This is a genomic window from Kribbella sp. NPDC051137 (genome assembly GCF_040682535.1).
GTDB lineage: Bacteria > Actinomycetota > Actinomycetes > Propionibacteriales > Kribbellaceae > Kribbella > Kribbella karoonensis.
This window is the reverse complement of sequence record NZ_JBFBBI010000001.1, coordinates 1,072,688-1,093,196: the sequence shown is the minus strand read 5'-3', so window position 1 is coordinate 1,093,196 and position 20,509 is coordinate 1,072,688. Positions and strand designations below refer to the sequence as shown.

The following is a 20,509-nucleotide window of genomic DNA, read 5'->3' as shown; positions in this document are numbered from 1 at the left end:
GTCAGGACACCAGCAGGCGGAACGGGAGGCCCCCGAGCCGGATCTCGTCGCCGTGTCCCACCATTGCGGTCTGGATCGGTACGCCGTTCACCTGGGTGCCGTTGGTCGACCCGAGGTCCCGTAGCTCGTAACCGGTCGCGTCGATGCGCAGCAGCTCCGCGTGGTGCCTGCTGATCTCCTGCCTGTCCAGGATGAGGTCGCAGTCGGGTGCGCGGCCGATACGGGCCAGGTCCAGCAGCGGTACGACGTCACCGGTCTGGGTGACCAGGGCGGGCTGCTGGCCGGTCTCCAGCGCCGCCGCGATCTCCGCGACGCCGGCGGTCCGGACAGACAGCGAGACGATCACGTCGTCCCCCTTGTCCACGTGCAGGTTGTGCTGAGCGCCGTACCCCTGCAAGAGGTCGCCGTACTCGTCGACGACCACAGCGGACACGTGGTAATACCCCGGCGGCAGTTGTGCGTACGCCGCTGCACCGAGCGACGTGGTCAGTATTACTGCGTCGTACTCGCGGTGGCTGACATCGGTGATCGTGATGAGCACCGGGTTGTTGGCCGTCAGGTGTGCTTCGGCACCGGTGTCCCCCGGGGTGAACTCGACGGTGATCATCGGCGCCGGGCGGATCTCGTCCAGCCCGACCAGCCGGCCGATCACCGGCACGGTGCCGGTCGGGACGGACAGCGGCACGTACTGGCCGTGGGAGCGCACCAGGACGTCCAACTGCGGGCGGGACCACCCGTTGCGGCGGGCGAGCAGGTACGCGCTCACCATGCCCTTGCCGAAGACGAAGGCAACGTCTCCGACAACGGCGCGCACGAATCCACTGACTGGCTCCATCGGCACCCCCAGTGCATCAGTATCCAGGAACAGCGACTCCGGTACGCCGGTGTCTGCGTGTCAGCGGGTACCGCCGTACCGTTGCCCGGGTGACGACCGTGCTGATCATCGAGAACGACGCTGAAAGTGGACCCGGGCTACTGCTCGACTGGATGGACGCCCGCGGGATCACCCCGGTCGTCGTCCGGGCGTGGGACGGCGAGCCAGTACCCGCGAACATCGACGGACATGCGGCGCTGGTGCTGCTCGGAGGCGGGATGCTGCCGGACGAGGACGAGCGGTCGCCCTGGCTGCCGGCCGAACGTGCGTTGCTGCGTGACACGCACGGCCGGGTGCCGGTGCTCGGTATCTGCCTGGGTGGGCAGATGCTCGCGCATGAGTTCGGCGGAGAGGTTCGCGGGAAGTACGGGCTGCCGGAGAAGGGCGTCACGTCGCTGACGGTGCTCCCGGCCGCCGCGGACGACGTACTGCTGGCTGGGCTGCCATCGTCTGTGTGGGCCGTGGAAAGTCACCAGGACCAGATCACGCGGCTGCCGGAGGAAGCAGTGCTGCTGATGTCCAGCGAGCGCTGCCCGAACCAGATGCTGCGGATCGGCCAGAGCTGGGGTGTGCAGTTCCATCCGGAGGTCACGGCTACACGGGTACGGCGGTGGAACCCGGACCGGCTGCGTGCACTGGGATTCGACCCGGGCGCGGTGGTGGCCGACGCGGAACGGTACGCCACGGAACTCGACAAGACGTGGTCGACCGTGGTGGGTCGATTCCTGTCTCTCGTCGGCTGATCCGGCGCTACCTTTGGGTGCATGAGTCTGGAGCAGCCGCCACCCGGTCACCGGGCATCCGACAACGACCGTGAGCGTGCCGCCGCCGTGGTCCAGGAAGCGCACACCGACGGGCGGCTGGACTTCCAGGAGCTCGACGAGCGGCTGACCCAGATCTACTCGGCCAAGACCCAGCTGGAACTCCGCAACGCGACCGCCGACCTGGTCCCGGTCGCTCACGGGAGCGCCCAGGAACTGACGCTCCGGGCCCGCCACAGCGCCCAGAAGCGCGAAGGCGCGTGGATCGTCCCCGAGCGCCTGACCGCGATCGCGGAGCACTCGTCGGTCAAGCTCGACTTCACCGACGCCGTCGTCCACTGGTCCGACATCCACGTCGACGCCCAGGCCATCCACAGCTCCGTGGTGATGGTCATCCCCGAGGGCTGGAGCGTCGACATCGACCAGGTAGAGGCCAACCACAGCAGCGCCAAGAACCGCGCCGTAGCCCCCCGCCCCGGCGGCGTCCGCCTCCACGTCACCGGCAAAGCCCACCACGCCAGCGTCGTGGTCCGCCACGCCCGCAAACGCCACTGGTGGTGGCCCTGGTACCGCAAATGAGCTACGAGCAGTCGTACGCCGGAACCCTCCGCCGGCACGTCGGCAACCAGCGCCTCATCACCCCCGGCCCGCGCGCCGTGATCCTCGACGACACGGGCGCAGTGCTCCTCGTCCGCCGCTCCGACGACGACACCTGGGTGATGCCGGCCGGCGGACTCGAGCTCGGCGAGTCGATCTGGGACGCACTTGTCCGCGAGGTGCGCGAGGAGACCGGCCTGGTCGTCGAGGCGGCGACTCCGATCGCCATGTACACAGGCCCGCAGTACTGGTTCACCAACGCGTACGGCGGTGAGCACCAGATGTTCGCGGTGGTGTTCCGGGTGGATCGTTGGAGCGGCTCGCTGCTCTCCGAGACCGACGAGACGCGCGACGCCCGGTTCTTCGCACGCGACGAGCTGCCCGCGCTTCGACCGGTGTACCAGGAGACGCTCGCCGATCTGGACGCCTTCGACGGGACGCTGATCCTGAAGTAGGCGTGTGGCCTTCCACACCACCGCGTCACCGCTTCCACCAGCTAGCGTGAGCACATGGGTGCTTCTCTGGATCTGGTGGATGTCGACTCGTTGCTGACGTCGGAAGAGCTCGACGTGCGGGCGGCGGCGCGGCGGTTCGCGGACGAGCGGTTGCGGCCTTCGTTGCCGGAGTGGTTCGAGACGGCGTCGATTCCGGCGCGGGAACTCGCGAAAGAGCTGGGAGCGCTCGGCTTTCTGGGGATGCACCTGACCGGTTACGGGTGCGCGGGGCTCGGCCCGGTGGCGTACGGGCTCGCCTGCCTGGAGATCGAGGCCGCCGACTCCGGCATGCGCTCGCTCGTCTCCGTGCAGGGCTCGCTCGCGATGTACGCGATCTGGAAGTACGGCAGCGACGACCAGAAGAACGAGTGGCTCCCCAAGATGTCCGCCGGCGAGGCGATCGGCTGCTTCGGCCTGACCGAACCCGACTTCGGCTCCAACCCGGCCGGCATGCGCACCAACGCCCGCCGTGACGGCGGCGACTGGATCCTGAACGGGTCGAAGATGTGGATCACCAACGGTTCCGTCGCCGACGTCGCGGTGGTCTGGGCGCGGACCGACGACGGCGTCCGCGGCTTCGTCGTACCGACCTCGACGCCCGGCTTCTCCGCGCCCGAGATCAAGCAGAAGATGTCGCTGCGCGCCTCCGTCACCTCCGAGCTCGTGCTCGACGACGTACGTCTCCCGGAGTCCGCGATGTTGCCCGGGACGCGTGGTCTGTCCGGTCCGCTCGGCTGCCTGAACGAGGCCCGGTTCGGCATCATCTTCGGCGCGATGGGCGCGGCCCGGGACTGCCTGGAGACGGCGGTCGCGTACGCCGGCGAGCGGATCGTGTTCGACAAGCCGCTCACGGCGTACCAGCTGACCCAGGCGAAGCTCGCCGACATGGCCGTCGAACTCAACAAGGGCGTCCTGCTCGCCGTCCACCTCGGCCGTCTGAAGGAGAAGGGCACGCTGCGCCCGGAGCAGGTGTCGGTCGGCAAGCTGAACAACGTCCGCGAGGCGATCGCGATCGCCCGCGAATGCCGGACGATCCTGGCCGCGAACGGGATCAGCGGCGAGTACCCGATCATGCGGCACGCCAACAACCTCGAGTCGGTGCTCACCTACGAGGGCACGTCCGAGGTCCACCAACTCGTCATCGGTCAGGCCCTGACCGGCGAGTCGGCGTTCCGCTGACGATTGCCCGGCGGCCTTCCTGGGCACGGGAACTGAACAGTCAGTGACCCAGGAAGGAGCAGTATGCGGATCGGCCCCGGAATCACCCTCGTCGTGGTGGGCGCCATCCTCGCCTTCGCCGTTCGTGACCGGCTCAGCGCCGTGAACCTGACGGCCCTCGGCATCATCATGATGCTCGGCGGCGTCGCCGGGATCTGGCTCTCCTACCGTCTGGCGAACCAGCGGCGGCGCACGGAGGAGAACGTCATCGAGCCCGAGGTGGAGCGGCAGTACCGGACCACGCCGCCCCAGGAACGCATCGCCGACGAGCCGATCGACGTCACGCCGCAGCAGCACCGCGTGGTTCAGAAACGCTCGAGGAGATAACTCACTCGGCGCCGCTGCTCGCCGGTTACTTCGCTACCTCGGTCGCCCGCGACTCGCGAACCACGGTGACCCGGATCTGACCGGGGTAGGTCAGCTCCTCCTCGACCTGCTTGGCGATGTCGCGCGCCATCACCTGCGCCGCGATGTCGTCGACGGCGTCCGGCAGCACCATCACCCGGATCTCCCGGCCTGCCTGCATCGCGAACACCTTCTCGACACCGTCGTGGTGCATCGCGATCTCCTCCAGCCGTTCGAGCCGCTGCACGTACGCCTCCAGCGACTCGCGCCGCGCCCCGGGGCGGCCACCGCTGACCGCGTCGGCCGCCTGCGTCAGCACCGCCTCGACGGTCCGTACCTCGACCTCGTTGTGGTGCGCCTCGATGCAGTGCACGACGTCGTCGTTCTCGCCGTACTTCTTCGCCAGCTCCGCGCCGACGATCGCATGGCTGCCCTCGGACTCGTGCGTGAGCGCCTTCCCGATGTCGTGCAGGAACGCCCCACGCTTGCACAGCTTCGGATCCAGCCCGAGCTCGGCCGCCATCATCCCGGCGATGTGCGCCGACTCGATCAGGTGCTTGAGGACGTTCTGCCCGTACGACGTCCGGTACCGCAGCAGGCCCATCGTGCGCACCAGCTCCGGGTGCAGGTCGGTGATGCCGACCTCGGCCATCGCGTCCTCGGCGGCCCGCTCGCACAGCTCGGCGACCTCGCCCTTGCTGCGCTCGTAGATCTCCTCGATCCGGCTCGGGTGGATCCGGCCGTCGAGCACCAGCGAGTCCAGCGTCAGCCGCGCGGTCTCCCGCCGTACCGGGTCGAAGCACGACAGCAGCACCGCTTCGGGGGTGTCGTCGATGATCAGGTTCACGCCGGTCGTCTGCTCGAACGACCGGATGTTGCGGCCCTCGCGGCCGATGATCCGGCCCTTCATGTCGTCGCTCGGCAGGTGCACGACCGACACCACGGACTCACTCGTCTGCTCCGACGCGAGCCGCTGCACCGCCCCGGTGATGATCTTGCGCGCCTTCGTCTCGCCCTCGTCCAGCGCCTGCCGCTCGATCTCGCGGACGGTCGCGTGCGCGTGCCGCTTCGCCTCGTCCTCGATCGCCGCGACCAACTCGGCCTTCGCCTGCTCGGCGGTCAGGTTCGCGACCCCTTCGAGGATCCGCCGGCGCTCGTCCTCGAGGTCCTTGATCTCCTGGCTGCGCCGCGCCAGCTCGGCGAGTTGCGCGGTCAGCTCGGCCTGCCGTTCCTCGATCGCGCGGTGCTGTTCGTCGAGCCGCTCCTCGCGTTCGGTCAGCCGGTGGTCGCGGCGCTCCATCTCCAGACGCTGCTCGCGCAGGTCGTCCCGGATCGACTGCGCCTCCGCCTCGGCCTCCCGCCGTACCTCGGACGCCCGCTGCTCCGCGTCCCGCCGTACCTCCGACGCCCGATCCTCCGCCGTACGCCGGACCTCCTCGGCGCGACGTTCCGCGACCTCGGCGCGGGACCGCAGTACGGCGGCGTCCTCCTCGGCCTGCCGGCGGACCTGCTCGGCCGCGACCTCGACCTCGTGGTGGGCGGTCGCGGTGTCGACGGCCTTCCGGCGGGAGAGGGTGAGGCCGATCCAGGCCAGCAGTCCGGCGATCAGCAGTCCGATCAGGGTCAGGCCAACAGACATGGCGGTCATCGGCGTCTCCCCTCTCCGTCGAGTCCCGGCACGGGACTGTGGCCATCGGTCGAAGGGAATCCGGAGGTACGGCGGCATCGCGGGTACGGCGAACCGGCCGGTGTCGGCGCCGATCAGCGCCGGTGGCTCGGATCGGCTGCGGGTACGCACGGTCCGCGGACCCCCGTCCGCCGACTCGTCCTGGACACCCGCACCGTGCCGGGAACTCCGCTCGCCGGCCCGGTCGGGCGTCACGAGCAGTACTGCCTATCGGACGGCGCTCTTCGGCACCGTCACCCTTCCTTCAGCTCCGTCGAGCGTGATTGCGTTCTCGTCCGGCCGGCCGTGTCACCGGCCCACCGTCTCATGTCCGCCACCGAACCCGGTGGATTCATCCCTTCCTGATGCCGAGGCTAAGCGCGCCCTACCACCCGGTCAAGACGGACACTCACCCCTCACCCCTCGGATCTCCCACCGGACCACACCGCACCATGGTCTGCTCGCCACCATCACCCGGCAACAAAGTCCCGAACCACTCCCACCACCGCCACGACGAACCCACCCACCGTCAACGCCACCGTCAGCCGCTCATACCCGGGACGCCCGGCCTTCACCGTCACAGCCCGCCCCGAACCGGGCTGCGGCTCGGCCCGGGCGCTCACAGCACCGTCGAAGTGATCCCGAGGCCACATGAACGTCGGTAGACCGGTGAATCCACTTCCCCGCACCAAACGTGGCAGGCCCCGCTTGTACCCGACGTGATATTTGCAGGTACCGATCGTTCCCCGGACAAGCCACCGGCACGGAAGATGCTTCGTCGTCTCGACGCGACATCGCGTCAGCCTGAGCGCGCCGAAGTAGACGACAAGGATCCCGATCCAGACGGCACAAGTCGTCCACTGACGCACGAGCCCGGAAAGCACGGCGAGTGCGGACAGCAGGAGTCCCCACGACCTGAACTCGCCAGAGCGTCGCCCGCGCCGCCGCTTCCTCCCCATGCCACCTCCCCGTCCGGGTGACAGTTTAGAGTCAGTTGCTCACAGAGTGCGACGGATCTCGGCGCGCCTCCTTGACACCTCTCCGTTCATAGACCCGGGAGGTCGCGATCAGGAGCGGCCGGCTCGCTCACCACTGGGCAGCTCTGGCGAGCCGGCACACGATCTCCAGGGACTAAGCGTTCGGCCGGGAGGCAGATGTATCGGCGCCGCCACCCGTCGACGACGCGTCCGCTGCCTCGCTGGACGTGCTGGAGGACCCAGACGTGGTGGAGGGCCCAGGCGTGGCGGAGGGCCCAGGCGTGGCGGAGGAACCAGCCTCCGGCTGTGCGGCACCTTCCTGCGAACTCGTGGTCGCATCAGGTGACGGCTGAGAGCCCGCTTCGTCGGTCTGCTTGTCCACGAAAGTGCCGACCTTCTGCTGGACCGCGTCGACCTTTTCCGCGTATTTCCCGCCGGTCTGCTTGTCGATCAGGTCGCCTGCCTTCTCGACTCCGGCCTTGATCTTGTCCGGGTTCTGCTTGACGACATTCCGGAGCCAGTTCTTCGCCTGTTCCTGGAAATCGTTCATTGCACCCTCCGCGGTGTCTGGGGCGGATCGACGGAAAATCCCAGCCTACGGACCAGCCCAAATACCGGCCCTACTTCGGATAACACACCGTCACGCCCCACCCGTCAACGCCCCTCGCCGCACCCCACTCCCCCAACCCCATAACCCTCCGTAACCCACCCCCCACCAACCACACATTTCCCCGCACCCAAACCCCATCCACCCCCGCGCAGCTCCCCCGTGCCCACCCCAGTCCCCCGTCCCCCCGTCCGCCGCCCACACGCCCCGCCGCCCCCAGCCCACACTCACACCGACCGCCCGCCCCTGTCCCACACGACCATCCGCCGCCCAGCCCACACCCGCCCACCGCGAGCCAGCCGACCGCGAGCCGCCACACAGCCCGCCCGCTCCCCGCCCCACACCACCATCCGACGCACAGTCCACACTCACACCGTCTGCCCGCCCCCGGCCCCACACGACCATCCCCGCCCAGCCCACACGACCACACCCGCCCACGCGAGCCGCCACACAGCCCGCCTGACGCCCCTTGCCACCGGGGCTCCGCGCTTCACGCAGCCCATCCCTCGGTCCTGCCCAGCGCGCTCCGGTCACCGCAGCGATCCACTCGCGCTGCCGCACACCACTCACACACCGCCCTCGGCTCTACCCACCGCCCGGCATGCCCCACCCCTCGGCCCGCCCCAGCATGCTCCGGTCCCCGCAGCGATCCACTCGCACCGCAGCACACCACTCACACACCGCCCTCGGCTCTACCCACCGCCCGGCATGCCCCACCCCTCAGCCGCCCCAGCATGCTCCGGTCCCCGCAGCGATCCACTCGCACCGCAGCACACCACTCACACACCGCCCTCGGCTCTACCCACCGCCCGGCATAGCCCATCCCCTCAGCCGCCCCAGCATGCTCCGGTCCCCGCAGCGATCCACTCGCACCGCAGCACACCACTCACACACCGCCCTCGGCTCTACCAACCATCCCGGCATGCCCCACCCCTCGGCCCGCCCCAGCATGCTCCGGTCCCCGCAGCGATCCGCTCGCCTCACCCGGCCTTGGCTTACCCGGCCGCCCGCGCGCCCACGGGCTGCCGGGCTCTCTCCCGCTCCGATGGATTGCACCGCGCGCCCGACCCACGCCGTACGCACAGCGGCATCGTTCGCGTCACGTACCTGAGCTCACCGACGTATTCGACTGCCCGCAGCGCCGACTCGAGTAGCTAGCTCCGCCCGAGGCGGGCCTTCGCGACGTCCGCCGGCGCATGGACCAACCAGGCGTCGAGCAATGCCTCCTCCAGCACCCGCTCCGACACCTTGTTGAGCTGAACCAGCACCGCCGCATACCCATCGAAATGCGGAATCGTGAAGAACCCGTCCCCCGCCCGCGCCGCGAGCACAGCTTCCTTCTCCGCCAGGTCCTCAACCGTCAACGCCAAAATCGGCCCCTCCGGCGGCGTCTCGTCCCCGAACCGCTTCAAATCCGCCTTACTGAACGGCCGAACCCACGCATACGCCTTCCCCCCGACCTTCCACGTCTGCGTCCCATGCCGTTCGACCTCAACGGTTTCCGGCAACCCCGCAACCACCCGCTCCACATCCCCAAGTCCGACCATCCGTCCAAGCTACCCTCGCCCCACCGCCGCCCGGCCCCACAACCAAGGCCCAACACACCGCGCAAATCCCGCGCGCACATAGAACTCCGCGGCCTCGTCCCCCACCGCCGAAACAAACACCACCTCGGCCCCAGCTCCCGCCAGCCAGCCCCGACACTCGTCCAGCAGCGCAGTCCCGACACCGGTCCCACGCCGTCCCGGCGCAACAACCAGTTCCTCGATGGTCCCGTACGGCTCGCGCCCATAATCCACAAACGTTCCGACCACCACCCCGGCCACCTCGTCACCGTCGACAGCCACAAACGTCCGCGCCGCCTGCCGCACGAGCGGCAACGTCAACTCGTCAGCGCCCGCACCATGCAACTCTCCCAACAGGCGCCGGATCGCCCCCCGATCCGCAGCTCCCCCATCCCGCACAACAAGCCCATCGCGGTATCGACCACCCATCACAGCCTCCGTCCGGCAGGCACCCGAGCCCGCCCACCCCCGACAGACACCCCTCAAGCGAACCTTGTACCCGTAGGCGAAACCACCACCACGATGTCTCGCAGGCCGTCGCATCCCAACCACGGCGACAGCTAATGCTCCCGCCATACCGGGCAGGACGCGCCATCAACCGGCCGGCCTCGTCGGCTGCGCCGAGCTACTCGGCTTCCAGGCCGGAGGAATCCAGCAGCGGGAACTCCTCGTGACTCGCGTCGAGTTCCTGCTTCACGATGCTCATCGCCAAGCCGCCCGGATACCCCTTGCGCGCGAGCATCCCGAGCAAACGCCGCATCGCCACCTGGCGCTCGAGCGAACGCATCGACCGCAGCTTCCGCCGAACCAGCTCCCGCGCCGTCTGCTCTTCCTGCTCGGGATCAAGCTCCTCGAGGGCATCCCGCGCCAACTGATCGTCCACGCCACGCCGCCGTAGCTCTTGCGCCAGCGCACGTTTCCCCAACCCGCGCCCACGATGCCGCGACTCCACCCACGCGTTCGCGAACGCCGCGTCGTCGATCAACCCGACATCGGTGAACCGATCCAGTACCTCGTCGGCCACCTCGTCCGGAATCTCCCGATCCGCCAGCACATCCGCCAACTCGGCCCGCGTTCGCGGCTGCCCCGTCAGCTTGTCCAGCAAGATCGTCCGGGCCACCGAGTACGGGTCGGCATCCTGATCCATCCCCGGATCCGCCGGCCCCGGCTCAGCCTCCGCCCGCCGCCTCCGCGACCGCCCAAACCCCCCACCACTCGTCCGCCGCCGCCGACCCCCTGACCCACTCCCCGACGAAGCCGACGAAGCCGACGAAGCCGACGAAGCCGACGAAGCCGACGAAGCCGACGAAGCCGACGAAGCACGGTCGCGGGGTGGGGTGCTCTGGTCAACAGGTATCCGGCGCGCGGCTGTCTCAGGACTACTCGAGTTCTCGTCGCGGCCACCCTGGGCGGCTCCGCCCGACGTCGAGGATGTCTTCGCAGGGGTGCGGCGCACCTTCCGGCCGGAGATGGTCGGACTCTCGCCCGCGCCGACCTCATCACTCGGATCCCCCCACGGATCAGTCGCCGACTCAGACTGCGCCGAGGCCTTCCGCGCCCCGCGGTCCTGCAGCGGGTCGCGCAAGGCGGCGGCGCCGTCAGCCGATGGCTCGGGCATCTCCGCAGATTCGTCCGGGTCCGCCCACGGATCGAACGGAGGGGCAGGCTCAGCTGCGGTCTCCAGCTCAGGCGCCGGCTTGGGGTCAAGGGAACGGATGCCACGATGTGTGCTGTCGAGACCGTGGTCGGCGTGCGAGGAGAGCTCGTCGTCGGTGGGCGACAAGGATGCACCGCCGGCAGGCGAGAACGGTTCGCCGCCGGTGGGTAAGGAGGGTTCGCCGCCAGTAGGCGAGAAGGGTTCGCCGCCAGTAGGCAGGGAGGAGGCGTCGCTTGTCGGCGTGAAAGGTTCGTCGGCGGCGAATGCGCGGGCTTCGGCCAGGCGGCTCGCGGCCTGGGCTTTGAAGGTTTGGGCTACTTGCTCGTCGTCGCCCCACGGGTTGAGCACCTTCGAGGCCGGAGGCCGCGTGCTACGGCTCGCCGACCGGGTGTCCTGTGAATCGTCGCGGAGCGTCTCGGCGGTCGACTGAGGCGGTTCCTCCCGCCGACGCCGCTTACGAGCAGCCTGGGCGGGAGCAGCATCGTCGGTCGAGGGCTCGTCCCACGGGTCCACCGTTCCGATGGTCCGGCGGATGGAGCCCGGCCGTCGACGCGTCGTACTCCACTCGCTGTCTTCCTGGAACTCGTCCGAGTCCGCCCGGCCCCCGTCCACACGACTACGGCCGCGTGAGCGAGCAACTCGCTCCGGGCGCGCAGATGCTTCGGCTGGGCCGCTGTCCGGTTGCGTCGTACTGCGTTGCTCAGCCACCCGGCTGGACGTCGTGTGACGGTACGACGAGGTCTCGGCGGGCTCGCCCGCAGAGGATGTCGCGGCTCCGGACGCGCCTTCGGCCAGGAGTTTGCGGGCCAGGGCCAGCCGTTCGTCGTGGGGCAGGGACAGTGCTGCGGGGGCGGCGTCCTCGGCAGCTGTGGGCTGCCGAGGGACGCTGCCGCCCGCGGAGGGTCGATCAGAAGTCGACATCGACCTCGGCCGCGGCCTCGTCGGCCGGCTGGTCCAGGGTCGGACCGATGCCCATCTTCTCCTTGATCTTCTTCTCCAGCTCGTTTGCCAGGTCGGGGTTGTCGCGCAGGAAGTTCCGCGCGTTCTCCCGGCCCTGACCGAGCTGGTCGCTCTCGTACGTGAACCAGGCACCGGCCTTGCGGACGAAGCCCTGCTCCACGCCGAGGTCGAGCAGGCTGCCCTCGCGGCTGATGCCCTGGCCGTAGATGATGTCGAACTCGGCCTGCTTGAACGGCGGGGCCACCTTGTTCTTCACGACCTTGACGCGGGTCCGGTTACCGACCACGTCGGTGCCGTCCTTGAGCGACTCGATCCGGCGCACGTCCAGTCGCACCGACGCGTAGAACTTCAGCGCGCGACCACCGGTCGTGGTCTCCGGCGAGCCGAACATGACGCCGATCTTCTCGCGCAGCTGGTTGATGAAGATTGCCGTCGTCCCGGTGCCGTTGACCGCGCCGGTCATCTTCCGCAGCGCCTGGCTCATCAGTCGCGCCTGCAGACCGACGTGGCTGTCGCCCATCTCGCCCTCGATCTCGGCGCGCGGCACCAGCGCGGCCACCGAGTCGATCACGACGATGTCGATCGCGCCGGAGCGGACCAGCATGTCGGCGATCTCCAGGGCCTGCTCACCGGAGTCCGGCTGCGAGACCAGCAGGGCATCGGTGTCGACACCGAGCTTCCGCGCGTACTCCGGGTCGAGAGCGTGCTCGGCGTCGATGAAGGCGGCGATACCGCCTGCCCGCTGGGCGTTCGCGACCGCGTGCAGGGCGACCGTCGTCTTACCGGAGGATTCCGGGCCGTAGATCTCAACGACCCGGCCACGCGGAAGGCCGCCGATCCCGAGCGCGATGTCGAGCGCGATCGAACCGGTCGGAATGATCTCGATCGGCGCCTTGCCCTGCTCGCCGAGGCGCATGACCGCACCCTTGCCACACTGCCGCTCGATCTGCGTCAGCGCGGTCGCCAGCGCCTTCTCGCGATCGGCCGCCGCGCGCTCCGCACTCGTCGCGCTCGCTGCACTCGCCATGTGACTGCCACCTGACCCATCTGATAATCCAGGGCTGCCGGCCGGCCGCCCGAAGGAACTTTCGCTGTCGCCAGAGAAGGTATTCGTTGCCTCGGACAGTTTTCGTCGCCACTTCGAATCTGTGGACAAACTCGGCCGCCTCAGCACCTTCCGGGGACCAAAGTATCCCGAACACGTGTTCGAATCACAACTGACACGCCGAAGGCTGACCCAGCAGCCGTGCTGACCCACCGGATCTCTACTCTTGCGGGCGTGACAGACCGGCCCGACGTCCCCGATTCCGCGGTCGTCCTGGCGATCAGCCGGGTCGAGCTCGGGATCGACCACGTCCTCGACGCACTCCGTACCCAGGACCCGTTCGGCATCCGCAGCTACCTGACGGAGTACTCGGAGCAGGAGAAGCCGAACCTCGCCGAGAAGGGCCTGATCCTCGCGATCGACCGGCTCCTCCAGATGAAGGTGCCGGGACACGAGGAGTGGCCGACCCTCCCGCTCGCCAAGCGCTGCGACTGGTGGGTCGAGCGTCTCGGCGGATTCGCCGCGGTCGTCGCCGGCCTCCCCCGGCTCAGCGGCGCGGCGGCGGACCGGCTGCCGATGAAGGACACCCTCGGCGCGGCCGTACAGGCGATGGTGATCGGCGCGGTCTGCCGTGAGTACGGCGTCGAGGCGCACGCCGACCGTACGTCGGTCATCATCCGGGTGCTGACCGACCGCCCGACCACGCCGGACGAGGTACTCAAGTACGACGACCCGGCGGTCGCGGGCGACGACGTCGCCGAGCAGCTCGGACTCGATGAGGTCTCGACCGACATGGGTCTGCGCAAGGGCGTCCGGCTGGTCTGGCGGCTCAGCAAGCTGTTCGGCGGGCTCAGTGAGGTGTTCGAGCAGCGGCCGCGCGGCAGCCTCGGCGCCAGGTTCGTCGGCAAGCTCCCGGGTGTCGGTGTCGTCGGCGGGTTCTTCGACGAGCGCAAGGGCATCCGGAAAGCGGCGTACGAGGCGGGCGATCTGCTCACCAACAGCACCTTCCGGGTCAAACCGCTCTGATCGCTGGGCGGGACATCGCCGTACTGAGATGATCTCCACATGACTGGGATCGTCATCGTGAGGCCGGACGAGACCTGGCCGGCGCAGTACCAGAAGACCGCCTACGTGATCGGCGGTGTGCTCGGCGAGCTGGCGCAGCGGATCGACCACATCGGGTCCACCTCGGTGCCAGGCCTGCCCGCCAAGGACATCCTCGACATCCAGGCCACGGTCGCCGACGAGTCAGAGCTGGACGACGCGACCGAGCGGATGGTCGCCGCGGACTGGGAGCTTCGCCCGCCGCGGCGCGACCACCCGGTGCCAGGCCTGCCCACGGACGAGGCCCAGTGGGTGAAACGCATGCTGGTCGAACCGATGTACCGGCGCCGGGTCAACCTGCACATCCGCGTAGCGGGGCGCGCCAACCAACGCTACGCACTCCTGTTCCGCGACTATCTGCGGGCGCATCCGGAGACGGCGCGGGCGTACGGCACGTTCAAGCAGCAGGCCGCGGGGCTCCGGTTGGAGATCGGCGACTACAGCGATCTCAAGGACCCCGTCTGCGATCTCGTCTACCTGCCGGCCGAGGATTGGGCAGCTCGCACCGGATGGTCTGTCTAGCGGGCGGGGTCAGCGCTCGCTGGGCGGAAGGTTGAGGTGCGCCCACACGGCGCGCCAGACGACCTTGGCGGTCTCACCGTCGTCCAGTGCCTCGACGACCGTACGGCCGCCTAGTTCCTGGACCACCTGAGTCTCCGCCCAGGTCCGTGCGTACGCGGGACCGAGATGGTGATCCATCCGGGCCCAGAACTCAGTCAGTCTCATGCCTGCCCGTCATCGTCCTTCGGTGGTCCCCAACCGCCCTGCTGCCCCTGCTGAGGGCCCGAAGGACCACCCTGCTGCTGGCCCCACCCACCCTGCTGCTGCTGCGGCGGCTGCTGACTGTACTGCCCCTGCTGCGGACCTTGCGGCGGCTGCCCAGGCTGCTGCCCGGGCTGCTGGCCCCAGCCACCAGGACCCTGCTGCGGAGGCCGCTGCCCAGGTTGCTGGCCCTGCTGCGGCGGGCCCCACTGTCCCTGCCCCTGCTGCGGCTGACCAGGGTACTGCGGCTGCTGACCCGGCTGACCGCCGTACGGCGCCTGCCCGGGCTGGCCCTGCTGCGGCTGACCCGGGTACTGCTGGCCACCGTACTGACCAGGCTGCCCCTGCTGACCGCCGTACTGCCCCGGCTGCCCCGGGTACTGCCCGGCACCGGGCTGTCCGTACTGCTGCTGCCCCTGGTACTGCCCCGGACCGCCGTACTGCCCCGGATATTGCCCCGGGAACGGCTGGCCGTAGCCCTGCTGCCCCTTGTTCTTCCGGCTACGCAGGACGAAGAACACTGCCGCCAGGATCGCCAGCAGCACGACCACGATGATCAGGATCAGCGCCCAGCCGGGGAACCCGCCGCCGGCCTCGGAGGTCAGCGAGATCTTCCCCAGCTTCTCGAGACTGTCGTACGTCGCCGTCCGGCCGCTGACCTTCGCACCGTCGTCGTGCTCGAGGATCTTGCCCGGCATAGTGATCTTGACGTTGACCTCCGGCTGGCCGCTGCCCGCCGGCAGGTTGTTGCCGATCGAGCCGGCGTTCACGGAGACCTTGACCTTGTCGCCGTCCTTGCGGAAGCCGATGCCGTCCTGGCTCGCGCCGCCCATCTTGTCGAAGGGCACGTTCGAGAAGTTGCAGTCCGAGCCGACATACTTGCTGTCCTCGTACGACTTGCAACTGACGCCCTCGGTCGCGGACGACTTGATGCTGCTCTCGATCTCCTGGCGGATCTTGTCCAGGGACTGGCCACTGGACTGCAGCAGCTGCTTGTCCACGCCGATCTTCATCGAGCCCGACACCGTCTCGTTCGACCCGACCTTCAGGTCGCCGTCGATCTTGACGCACCCGGTCAACCCGACCAGGCAGGCCACGACGACGAGGGCTGCGCGTACGCGGTTCATCATGTCGCCGATCATTCCAGACGACGGGGACAATCTGCGCACCGGACGGACAGCAGGTGCTCACGGACGGCAACCGGGGGCCCGATCGGGCCATCGGGTGAAAACTGTCGGTGGCACCCGGCAAGATGGTCGGCGTGAAGAAGACCAGCGCGTTGAGCCGGTTCTCGCCCGCGACCCGGGCGTGGTTCGGCGACGTCTTCGAGGCGGCCACCCCGGCCCAGCTCGAGGCGTGGGACGCGATCACGGCGGGCCGGGACGCGCTGGTGGTCGCCCCGACCGGGTCAGGCAAGACGCTGGCCGCGTTCCTGTGGGCGTTGGACCGACTGGCCACGACTCCCCCGCCGGACGATCCGAAGTTGCGCTGCCGGGTGCTCTACGTGTCGCCGCTGAAGGCGCTCGCCGTCGACGTCGAGCGCAACCTGCGCGCACCGCTGATCGGCATCCGTGAGACAGCTCGCCGGCTGGGCGAGGCGCCGGTCGAGGTCGAGGTCGCCGTGCGGTCCGGCGATACGCCGGCGGCCGAGCGGCGCCGCTTCGCGACGCGGCCTTCCGACGTACTGATCACCACTCCCGAGTCCTTGTTCCTCTTGCTGACCTCGCAAGGTCGCGAGTCGTTGCGTGGCGTGGAGACCGTCATCGTCGACGAGGTGCACGCGGTCGCCGGGACGAAACGCGGTGCGCACCTGGCGCTGACACTCGAGCGCCTCGACGAGCTGTTGCCGAAGCCGGCGCAGCGGATCGGACTGTCCGCGACCGTGCGTCCGGTCGAGGAGGTCGCGCGGTTCCTGGGTGGCGAGCGAGCGGTCACGGTCGTGCAGCCGAAGTTCACGAAGCAGTGGGAGCTGAGCGTCGTCGTTCCGGTCGAGGACATGGCCGAGCTGGCCGCGACCGAGGTGGAGACGTCCGGTTCGGCGGCCGGACCGCAGCAGCACGCCTCGATCTGGCCACATGTGGAGGAGCAGGTCTTCGACCTGATCAGTCAGCACAGCTCGACGATCGTCTTTGCGAACTCGCGCCGCCTGGCCGAGCGCCTGACCGCGAGGCTGAACGAGATCGCTGCCGAGCGCGCGGAGCTGGAGCTGCCGGAGCTGGGCTCGCCGGCTCAGCTGATGGCACAGTCCGGCGGATCGCTCGCGGCGCCTCCGCTGATCGCCCGCGCCCATCATGGTTCGGTCAGCAAGGAGCAACGTGCGCTGATCGAGGCAGACCTGAAGTCTGGCCGGCTGCCCTGCGTGGTCGCCACCAGCAGCCTCGAGCTCGGCATCGACATGGGCGCTGTAGATCTGGTGATCCAGGTCGAGGCGCCGCCGTCCGTCGCGAGCGGTCTGCAGCGTGTGGGGCGTGCGGGTCACCAGGTCGGCGCAGTGTCCCGGGGCGTGCTGTTCCCGAAGTTCCGCGGCGATCTGATCGACACAGCGGTCGTCGTGCAGCGGATGCGCGAGGGGCTGATCGAGAGCCTGCACATCCCGGCGAATCCACTGGACGTGCTCGCCCAGCAGATCGTGTCGATCGTGTCCCTCGACGCCGTCGACGTGGACGAGCTCTTCGCCTTGGTGCGTCGCTGCGCCCCGTTCGCCACGCTGCCGAGGTCGGCGTACGACGGGGTCCTCGACATGCTCTCCGGCCGTTATCCGTCGGACGAGTTCGCGGAGCTGCGGCCGCGGATCGTCTTCGACCGGGTGAGCGGCGAGATCTCGGGCCGACCTGGTGCCCAGCGGCTCGCGGTGACGAGCGGCGGGACGATTCCCGACCGCGGCCTGTTCGGGGTGTTCCTGGTCGGCGAGTCGACCAATCACCGAGTGGGCGAGCTGGACGAGGAGATGGTCTACGAGTCGCGGGTCGGCGACGTGTTCACGCTCGGTGCGTCGAGCTGGCGGATCGAGGACATCACCCACGACCGGGTGCTGGTCTCCCCCGCGCCAGGTCAGCCCGGCAGGCTGCCGTTCTGGAAAGGCGACGCGGTCGGGCGTCCGGCCGAGCTGGGTGCGGCGACCGGCGCGTTCGTCCGCAAGATGGCGTCGCTGCCGGGCGGGAAGGCGGTCGAGCGGGCGCGCACCGCGGGACTCGACGAGTACGCCGCCAACAACCTCGTCTCGTACCTGGCAGAGCAGCGCGACGCGACTGGGCGGGTGCCGGACGACGTGACGATCGTGGTGGAGCGGTTCCGCGACGAGCTCGGTGACTGGCGGGTCTGCGTGCATTCGCCGTACGGCGGTCAGGTGCACGGCCCGTGGGCGCTGGCAATCGCGGCGCGGCTCCGCGACCGGTACGGGATGGACGCGCAGTCGGTTTCGGGCGACGACGGGGTCGTGCTGCGGCTGCCGGAGACGGACGAGGCGCCACCGGGTGCGGAGCTCGTGCTGTTCGATCCTGCGGACATCGAGGACCTGGTGACTACCGAGGTCGGCGGGTCGGCGTTGTTCGCGGCCCGGTTCCGGGAGTGCGCGGCGCGGGCTCTGCTGCTGCCGCGGCGCAATCCGGGACGGCGGTCACCGTTGTGGCAGCAACGGCAACGTGCCTCGCAACTGTTGAGTGTGGCAAGTAAGTTCGGGTCGTTCCCGATCGTGCTGGAGACGCTGCGCGAGGTCTTGCAGGACGTGTACGACCTGCCCGCGTTGAAGGACCTGCTGACCGGGATCAGCGAGCGGCGGATCTCGGTCGTCGAGGTCGAGACGCCCGAGGCCTCACCGTTCGCGAAGTCCTTGCTGTTCGGCTATGTGGGCGCGTTCATGTACGAGGGCGACAGCCCACTCGCCGAGAAGCGCGCGGCCGCGCTCGCGCTGGACCAGAGCCTGCTGGCCGAGCTGCTCGGACGCACCGAGCTTCGCGAACTGCTCGACGCCGAAGTGGTGCTCCGCACCGAGGCCGAGCTCCAACGGCTGGCCGAGGATCGCCGGGCGCGGGACGCCGAGGGTCTGTTCGACGTGCTGCGGATCGTCGGGCCGCTGTCCTTGTCGGAGGCGACCCAGCGCTGCGTCGACGGTTCGGACACCGAGACCTGGCTGACGTCGCTCGCGGCGGCACGCCGCGTCGTACGGGTGCGGATCGCGGGCGAGCATCGCTGGGCAGTCGTCGAAGATGTCGCGCGACTGCGTGATGCTCTCGGTGTACCGCTGCCGCCGGGGGTTGCCGAGGCGCATGCCGAGCCGGTCGCGGATCCGCTGGGCGATCTGGTGTCGCGGTACGCGCGGACGCACGGGCCGTTCCGGGCGATCGATCTCGCGACACATCTCGGGATCGGTGTCGCGGTCGTGAGCGAGGCGCTGCGTCGTCTGGGCGCGGCCGGGCGCGTCGTCGAGGGCGAGTTCCTGCCGGGCGGGATCGCTCTCGAATGGTGTGACAGCGAGGTGCTTCGGCTCCTGCGGCGGCGCTCGCTCGCCGCGCTGCGGAAGGAGGTCGAGCCGGTCGATCCGTCCGCGCTGGCACGGTTCCTCCCTGCATGGCAAGGGATCACGAGCAGTCGCGGTCGCGGGTACGACGTACTCCTGGGCGCGATCGAGCAGCTCGCGGGCTGCGCCGTGCCGGCCTCGGCGCTGGAGTCGATCGTGCTGCCTTCGCGGGTGCCGGGGTATCAACCGTCGATGCTCGACGAGCTCACCGCGACCGGCGAGGTGGTGTGGGCCGGCTCGGGTTCGTTGCCTGGCACTGACGGGTGGGTGTCGCTGCATCTGGCGGACAACTGCGATCTGACGTTGCCGGATCCGGATCCCGCCTTCGAGTTGGGCGACACGCACCAGGCGGTGCTGGACACGTTGTCCGGTGGCGGCGCGTTCTTCTTCCGCCAGCTGAGCGACGTGATCGGGTCGAGCTCGGGCGTGGTCGACGACGAGACGCTGGTCAGCGTGCTGTGGGATCTCGTCTGGGCCGGTCATCTCACGAACGACACGCTGACGTCGGTGCGTTCACTCGTCAGCGGTGGCCGCGGCAGTCATCGAGCCCGCCGTACGACGCCCCGCGCCCGGCCGGGTCGTCCGATTCGGCCCGGACGGCCGTCGATGCCTTCACGCGGCGGACCGCCGACCGCGGGTGGCCGGTGGTCGTTGCTTCCGGCCCGTAGTTCGGACACGACCCGGCGGGCGCACGCCGCGGCCGAGACGTTGCTCGACCGGTACGGCATCGTGACGCGCGGATCGGTCATCACCGAGCGGACGCCTGGCGGGTTCGCTGCGGTGTACAAGGTGTTGAGCGCGTTCGAAGAGTCCGGGCGGTGCCGGCGCGGGTACTTCGTGGCGGGGTTGGGGGCGGCGCAGTTCGCACTGCCCGGCGCGGTCGATCGGCTGCGAGCGCTCGCCGAGCTTCCTGCCGCAGAACCCGAACGGACGCTCGGCCCGCCGGGCCCACGCGGGGCAGGTCGAAGGCGCGAGGACGACGGGCCGACCGTACGCGCCGTCGTGCTGGCTGCGTCTGATCCCGCCAACCCGTACGGCGCCGCACTGCCGTGGCCGGAGCGGGAGAATGCCGGTGGGCATCGTCCAGGCCGGAAGGCCGGCGCGCTGGTCGTGATGGTCGACGGCCAGCTGATCGTGTACGTCGAACGTGGCGGGCGGACCGTCCTGAGTTTCACCGAGGACGCTGATCTGCTGCAGCCTGCCGTCGACGCGCTGGCGTTGGCGATCCGGGACGGGCAGCTCGGCAAGCTGAGCGTTGAGACCGCCGACGGCGAACAGGTCCGGCACACGGCGTTCGGGGACGCGCTGGCCAAGGCCGGATTCCACGCGACCCCGCGCGGCCTGCGGCTCCGGGCGTGAAG

General features: G+C 69.5%; 17 protein-coding genes. 8 read left to right on the top strand and 9 right to left on the bottom strand.

Features of this window, described 5'->3' with window-relative positions:
• Window position 1: 1 nt before the first annotated feature.
• Window positions 2-835 (bottom strand): FHA domain-containing protein, encoded by an 834-nt coding sequence (locus AB0M51_RS05165; RefSeq protein WP_363748115.1) that lies wholly within the window; start codon window positions 833-835, stop codon window positions 2-4.
• 89 nt (window positions 836-924) lie between these two features.
• Between AB0M51_RS05165 and AB0M51_RS05160 the strand changes: the two genes are divergently transcribed.
• From AB0M51_RS05160 to AB0M51_RS05140, 5 genes are all read left to right on the top strand, one after another.
• Window positions 925-1,617, top strand: a complete 693-nt coding sequence (locus AB0M51_RS05160; RefSeq protein ID WP_363748113.1) for a type 1 glutamine amidotransferase — start codon at window positions 925-927, stop codon at window positions 1,615-1,617.
• Window positions 1,618-1,638: 21 nt separating this feature from the next.
• Complete coding sequence (locus tag AB0M51_RS05155) at window positions 1,639-2,214, top strand: DUF1707 domain-containing protein (RefSeq protein ID WP_344202213.1); 576 nt, start codon at window positions 1,639-1,641, stop codon at window positions 2,212-2,214.
• On the top strand, window positions 2,211-2,687 hold the full coding sequence (locus tag AB0M51_RS05150) for an NUDIX domain-containing protein (protein WP_363748111.1): 477 nt from the start codon (window positions 2,211-2,213) through the stop codon (window positions 2,685-2,687). Before AB0M51_RS05155 ends, AB0M51_RS05150 begins: the two co-directional genes overlap by 4 nt.
• A 54-nt stretch (window positions 2,688-2,741) precedes the next feature.
• Window positions 2,742-3,905 (top strand): acyl-CoA dehydrogenase family protein, encoded by a 1,164-nt coding sequence (locus tag AB0M51_RS05145; RefSeq protein ID WP_363748109.1) that lies wholly within the window; start codon window positions 2,742-2,744, stop codon window positions 3,903-3,905.
• A gap of 63 nt (window positions 3,906-3,968) precedes the next feature.
• Window positions 3,969-4,271, top strand: a complete 303-nt coding sequence (locus AB0M51_RS05140; RefSeq protein WP_344202221.1) for a DUF6458 family protein — start codon at window positions 3,969-3,971, stop codon at window positions 4,269-4,271.
• A 25-nt stretch (window positions 4,272-4,296) separates the two neighbouring features.
• Here AB0M51_RS05140 and rny read toward each other — a convergent pair whose 3' ends face one another.
• The 6 genes from rny to recA all read right to left on the bottom strand — a co-directional run bounded on the left by rny (window position 4,297) and on the right by recA (window position 12,748).
• Window positions 4,297-5,937 (bottom strand): ribonuclease Y, encoded by a 1,641-nt coding sequence (gene rny / locus AB0M51_RS05135; protein ID WP_363748107.1) that lies wholly within the window; start codon window positions 5,935-5,937, stop codon window positions 4,297-4,299.
• 1,149 nt (window positions 5,938-7,086) lie between these two features.
• Window positions 7,087-7,482, bottom strand: a complete 396-nt coding sequence (locus tag AB0M51_RS05130) for an antitoxin (protein ID WP_363748105.1) — start codon at window positions 7,480-7,482, stop codon at window positions 7,087-7,089.
• 1,211 nt (window positions 7,483-8,693) lie between these two features.
• Entirely contained in the window at window positions 8,694-9,086 is a 393-nt protein-coding gene (locus AB0M51_RS05125; RefSeq protein WP_344200746.1) for an MmcQ/YjbR family DNA-binding protein, read from the bottom strand.
• A gap of 9 nt (window positions 9,087-9,095) precedes the next feature.
• Entirely contained in the window at window positions 9,096-9,533 is a 438-nt protein-coding gene (locus tag AB0M51_RS05120) for a GNAT family N-acetyltransferase (RefSeq protein WP_363748103.1), read from the bottom strand.
• A 196-nt stretch (window positions 9,534-9,729) separates the two neighbouring features.
• Complete coding sequence (locus tag AB0M51_RS05115) at window positions 9,730-10,251, bottom strand: regulatory protein RecX (RefSeq protein ID WP_363748101.1); 522 nt, start codon at window positions 10,249-10,251, stop codon at window positions 9,730-9,732.
• A 1,417-nt stretch (window positions 10,252-11,668) separates the two neighbouring features.
• Window positions 11,669-12,748: a recombinase RecA gene (gene recA, locus AB0M51_RS05110; protein WP_344200751.1), complete on the bottom strand. Its 1,080-nt coding sequence runs from the start codon at window positions 12,746-12,748 to the stop codon at window positions 11,669-11,671.
• 252 nt (window positions 12,749-13,000) lie between these two features.
• Between recA and AB0M51_RS05105 the strand changes: the two genes are divergently transcribed.
• The gene (locus AB0M51_RS05105; protein WP_363748099.1) at window positions 13,001-13,792 is read left to right on the top strand and encodes a hypothetical protein; all 792 of its coding nucleotides are present in this window, start codon (window positions 13,001-13,003) and stop codon (window positions 13,790-13,792) included.
• Window positions 13,793-13,831: 39 nt separating this feature from the next.
• Window positions 13,832-14,392 (top strand): GrpB family protein, encoded by a 561-nt coding sequence (locus AB0M51_RS05100; RefSeq protein ID WP_363748097.1) that lies wholly within the window; start codon window positions 13,832-13,834, stop codon window positions 14,390-14,392.
• Between the two features lie 9 nt (window positions 14,393-14,401).
• Here AB0M51_RS05100 and AB0M51_RS05095 read toward each other — a convergent pair whose 3' ends face one another.
• The gene (locus tag AB0M51_RS05095; RefSeq protein ID WP_325042568.1) at window positions 14,402-14,596 is read right to left on the bottom strand and encodes a DUF3046 domain-containing protein; all 195 of its coding nucleotides are present in this window, start codon (window positions 14,594-14,596) and stop codon (window positions 14,402-14,404) included.
• Window positions 14,593-15,762: a hypothetical protein gene (locus AB0M51_RS05090; RefSeq protein ID WP_363748095.1), complete on the bottom strand. Its 1,170-nt coding sequence runs from the start codon at window positions 15,760-15,762 to the stop codon at window positions 14,593-14,595. Before AB0M51_RS05090 ends, AB0M51_RS05095 begins: the two co-directional genes overlap by 4 nt.
• Window positions 15,763-15,884: 122 nt before the next feature.
• Between AB0M51_RS05090 and AB0M51_RS05085 the strand changes: the two genes are divergently transcribed.
• Window positions 15,885-20,507 carry an ATP-dependent helicase gene (locus AB0M51_RS05085; RefSeq protein ID WP_363748502.1) on the top strand — a complete coding sequence of 1,541 codons (4,623 nt, stop codon included), beginning with the start codon at window positions 15,885-15,887 and terminating at the stop codon, window positions 20,505-20,507.
• The last annotated feature ends 2 nt before the right edge of the window (window positions 20,508-20,509 follow it).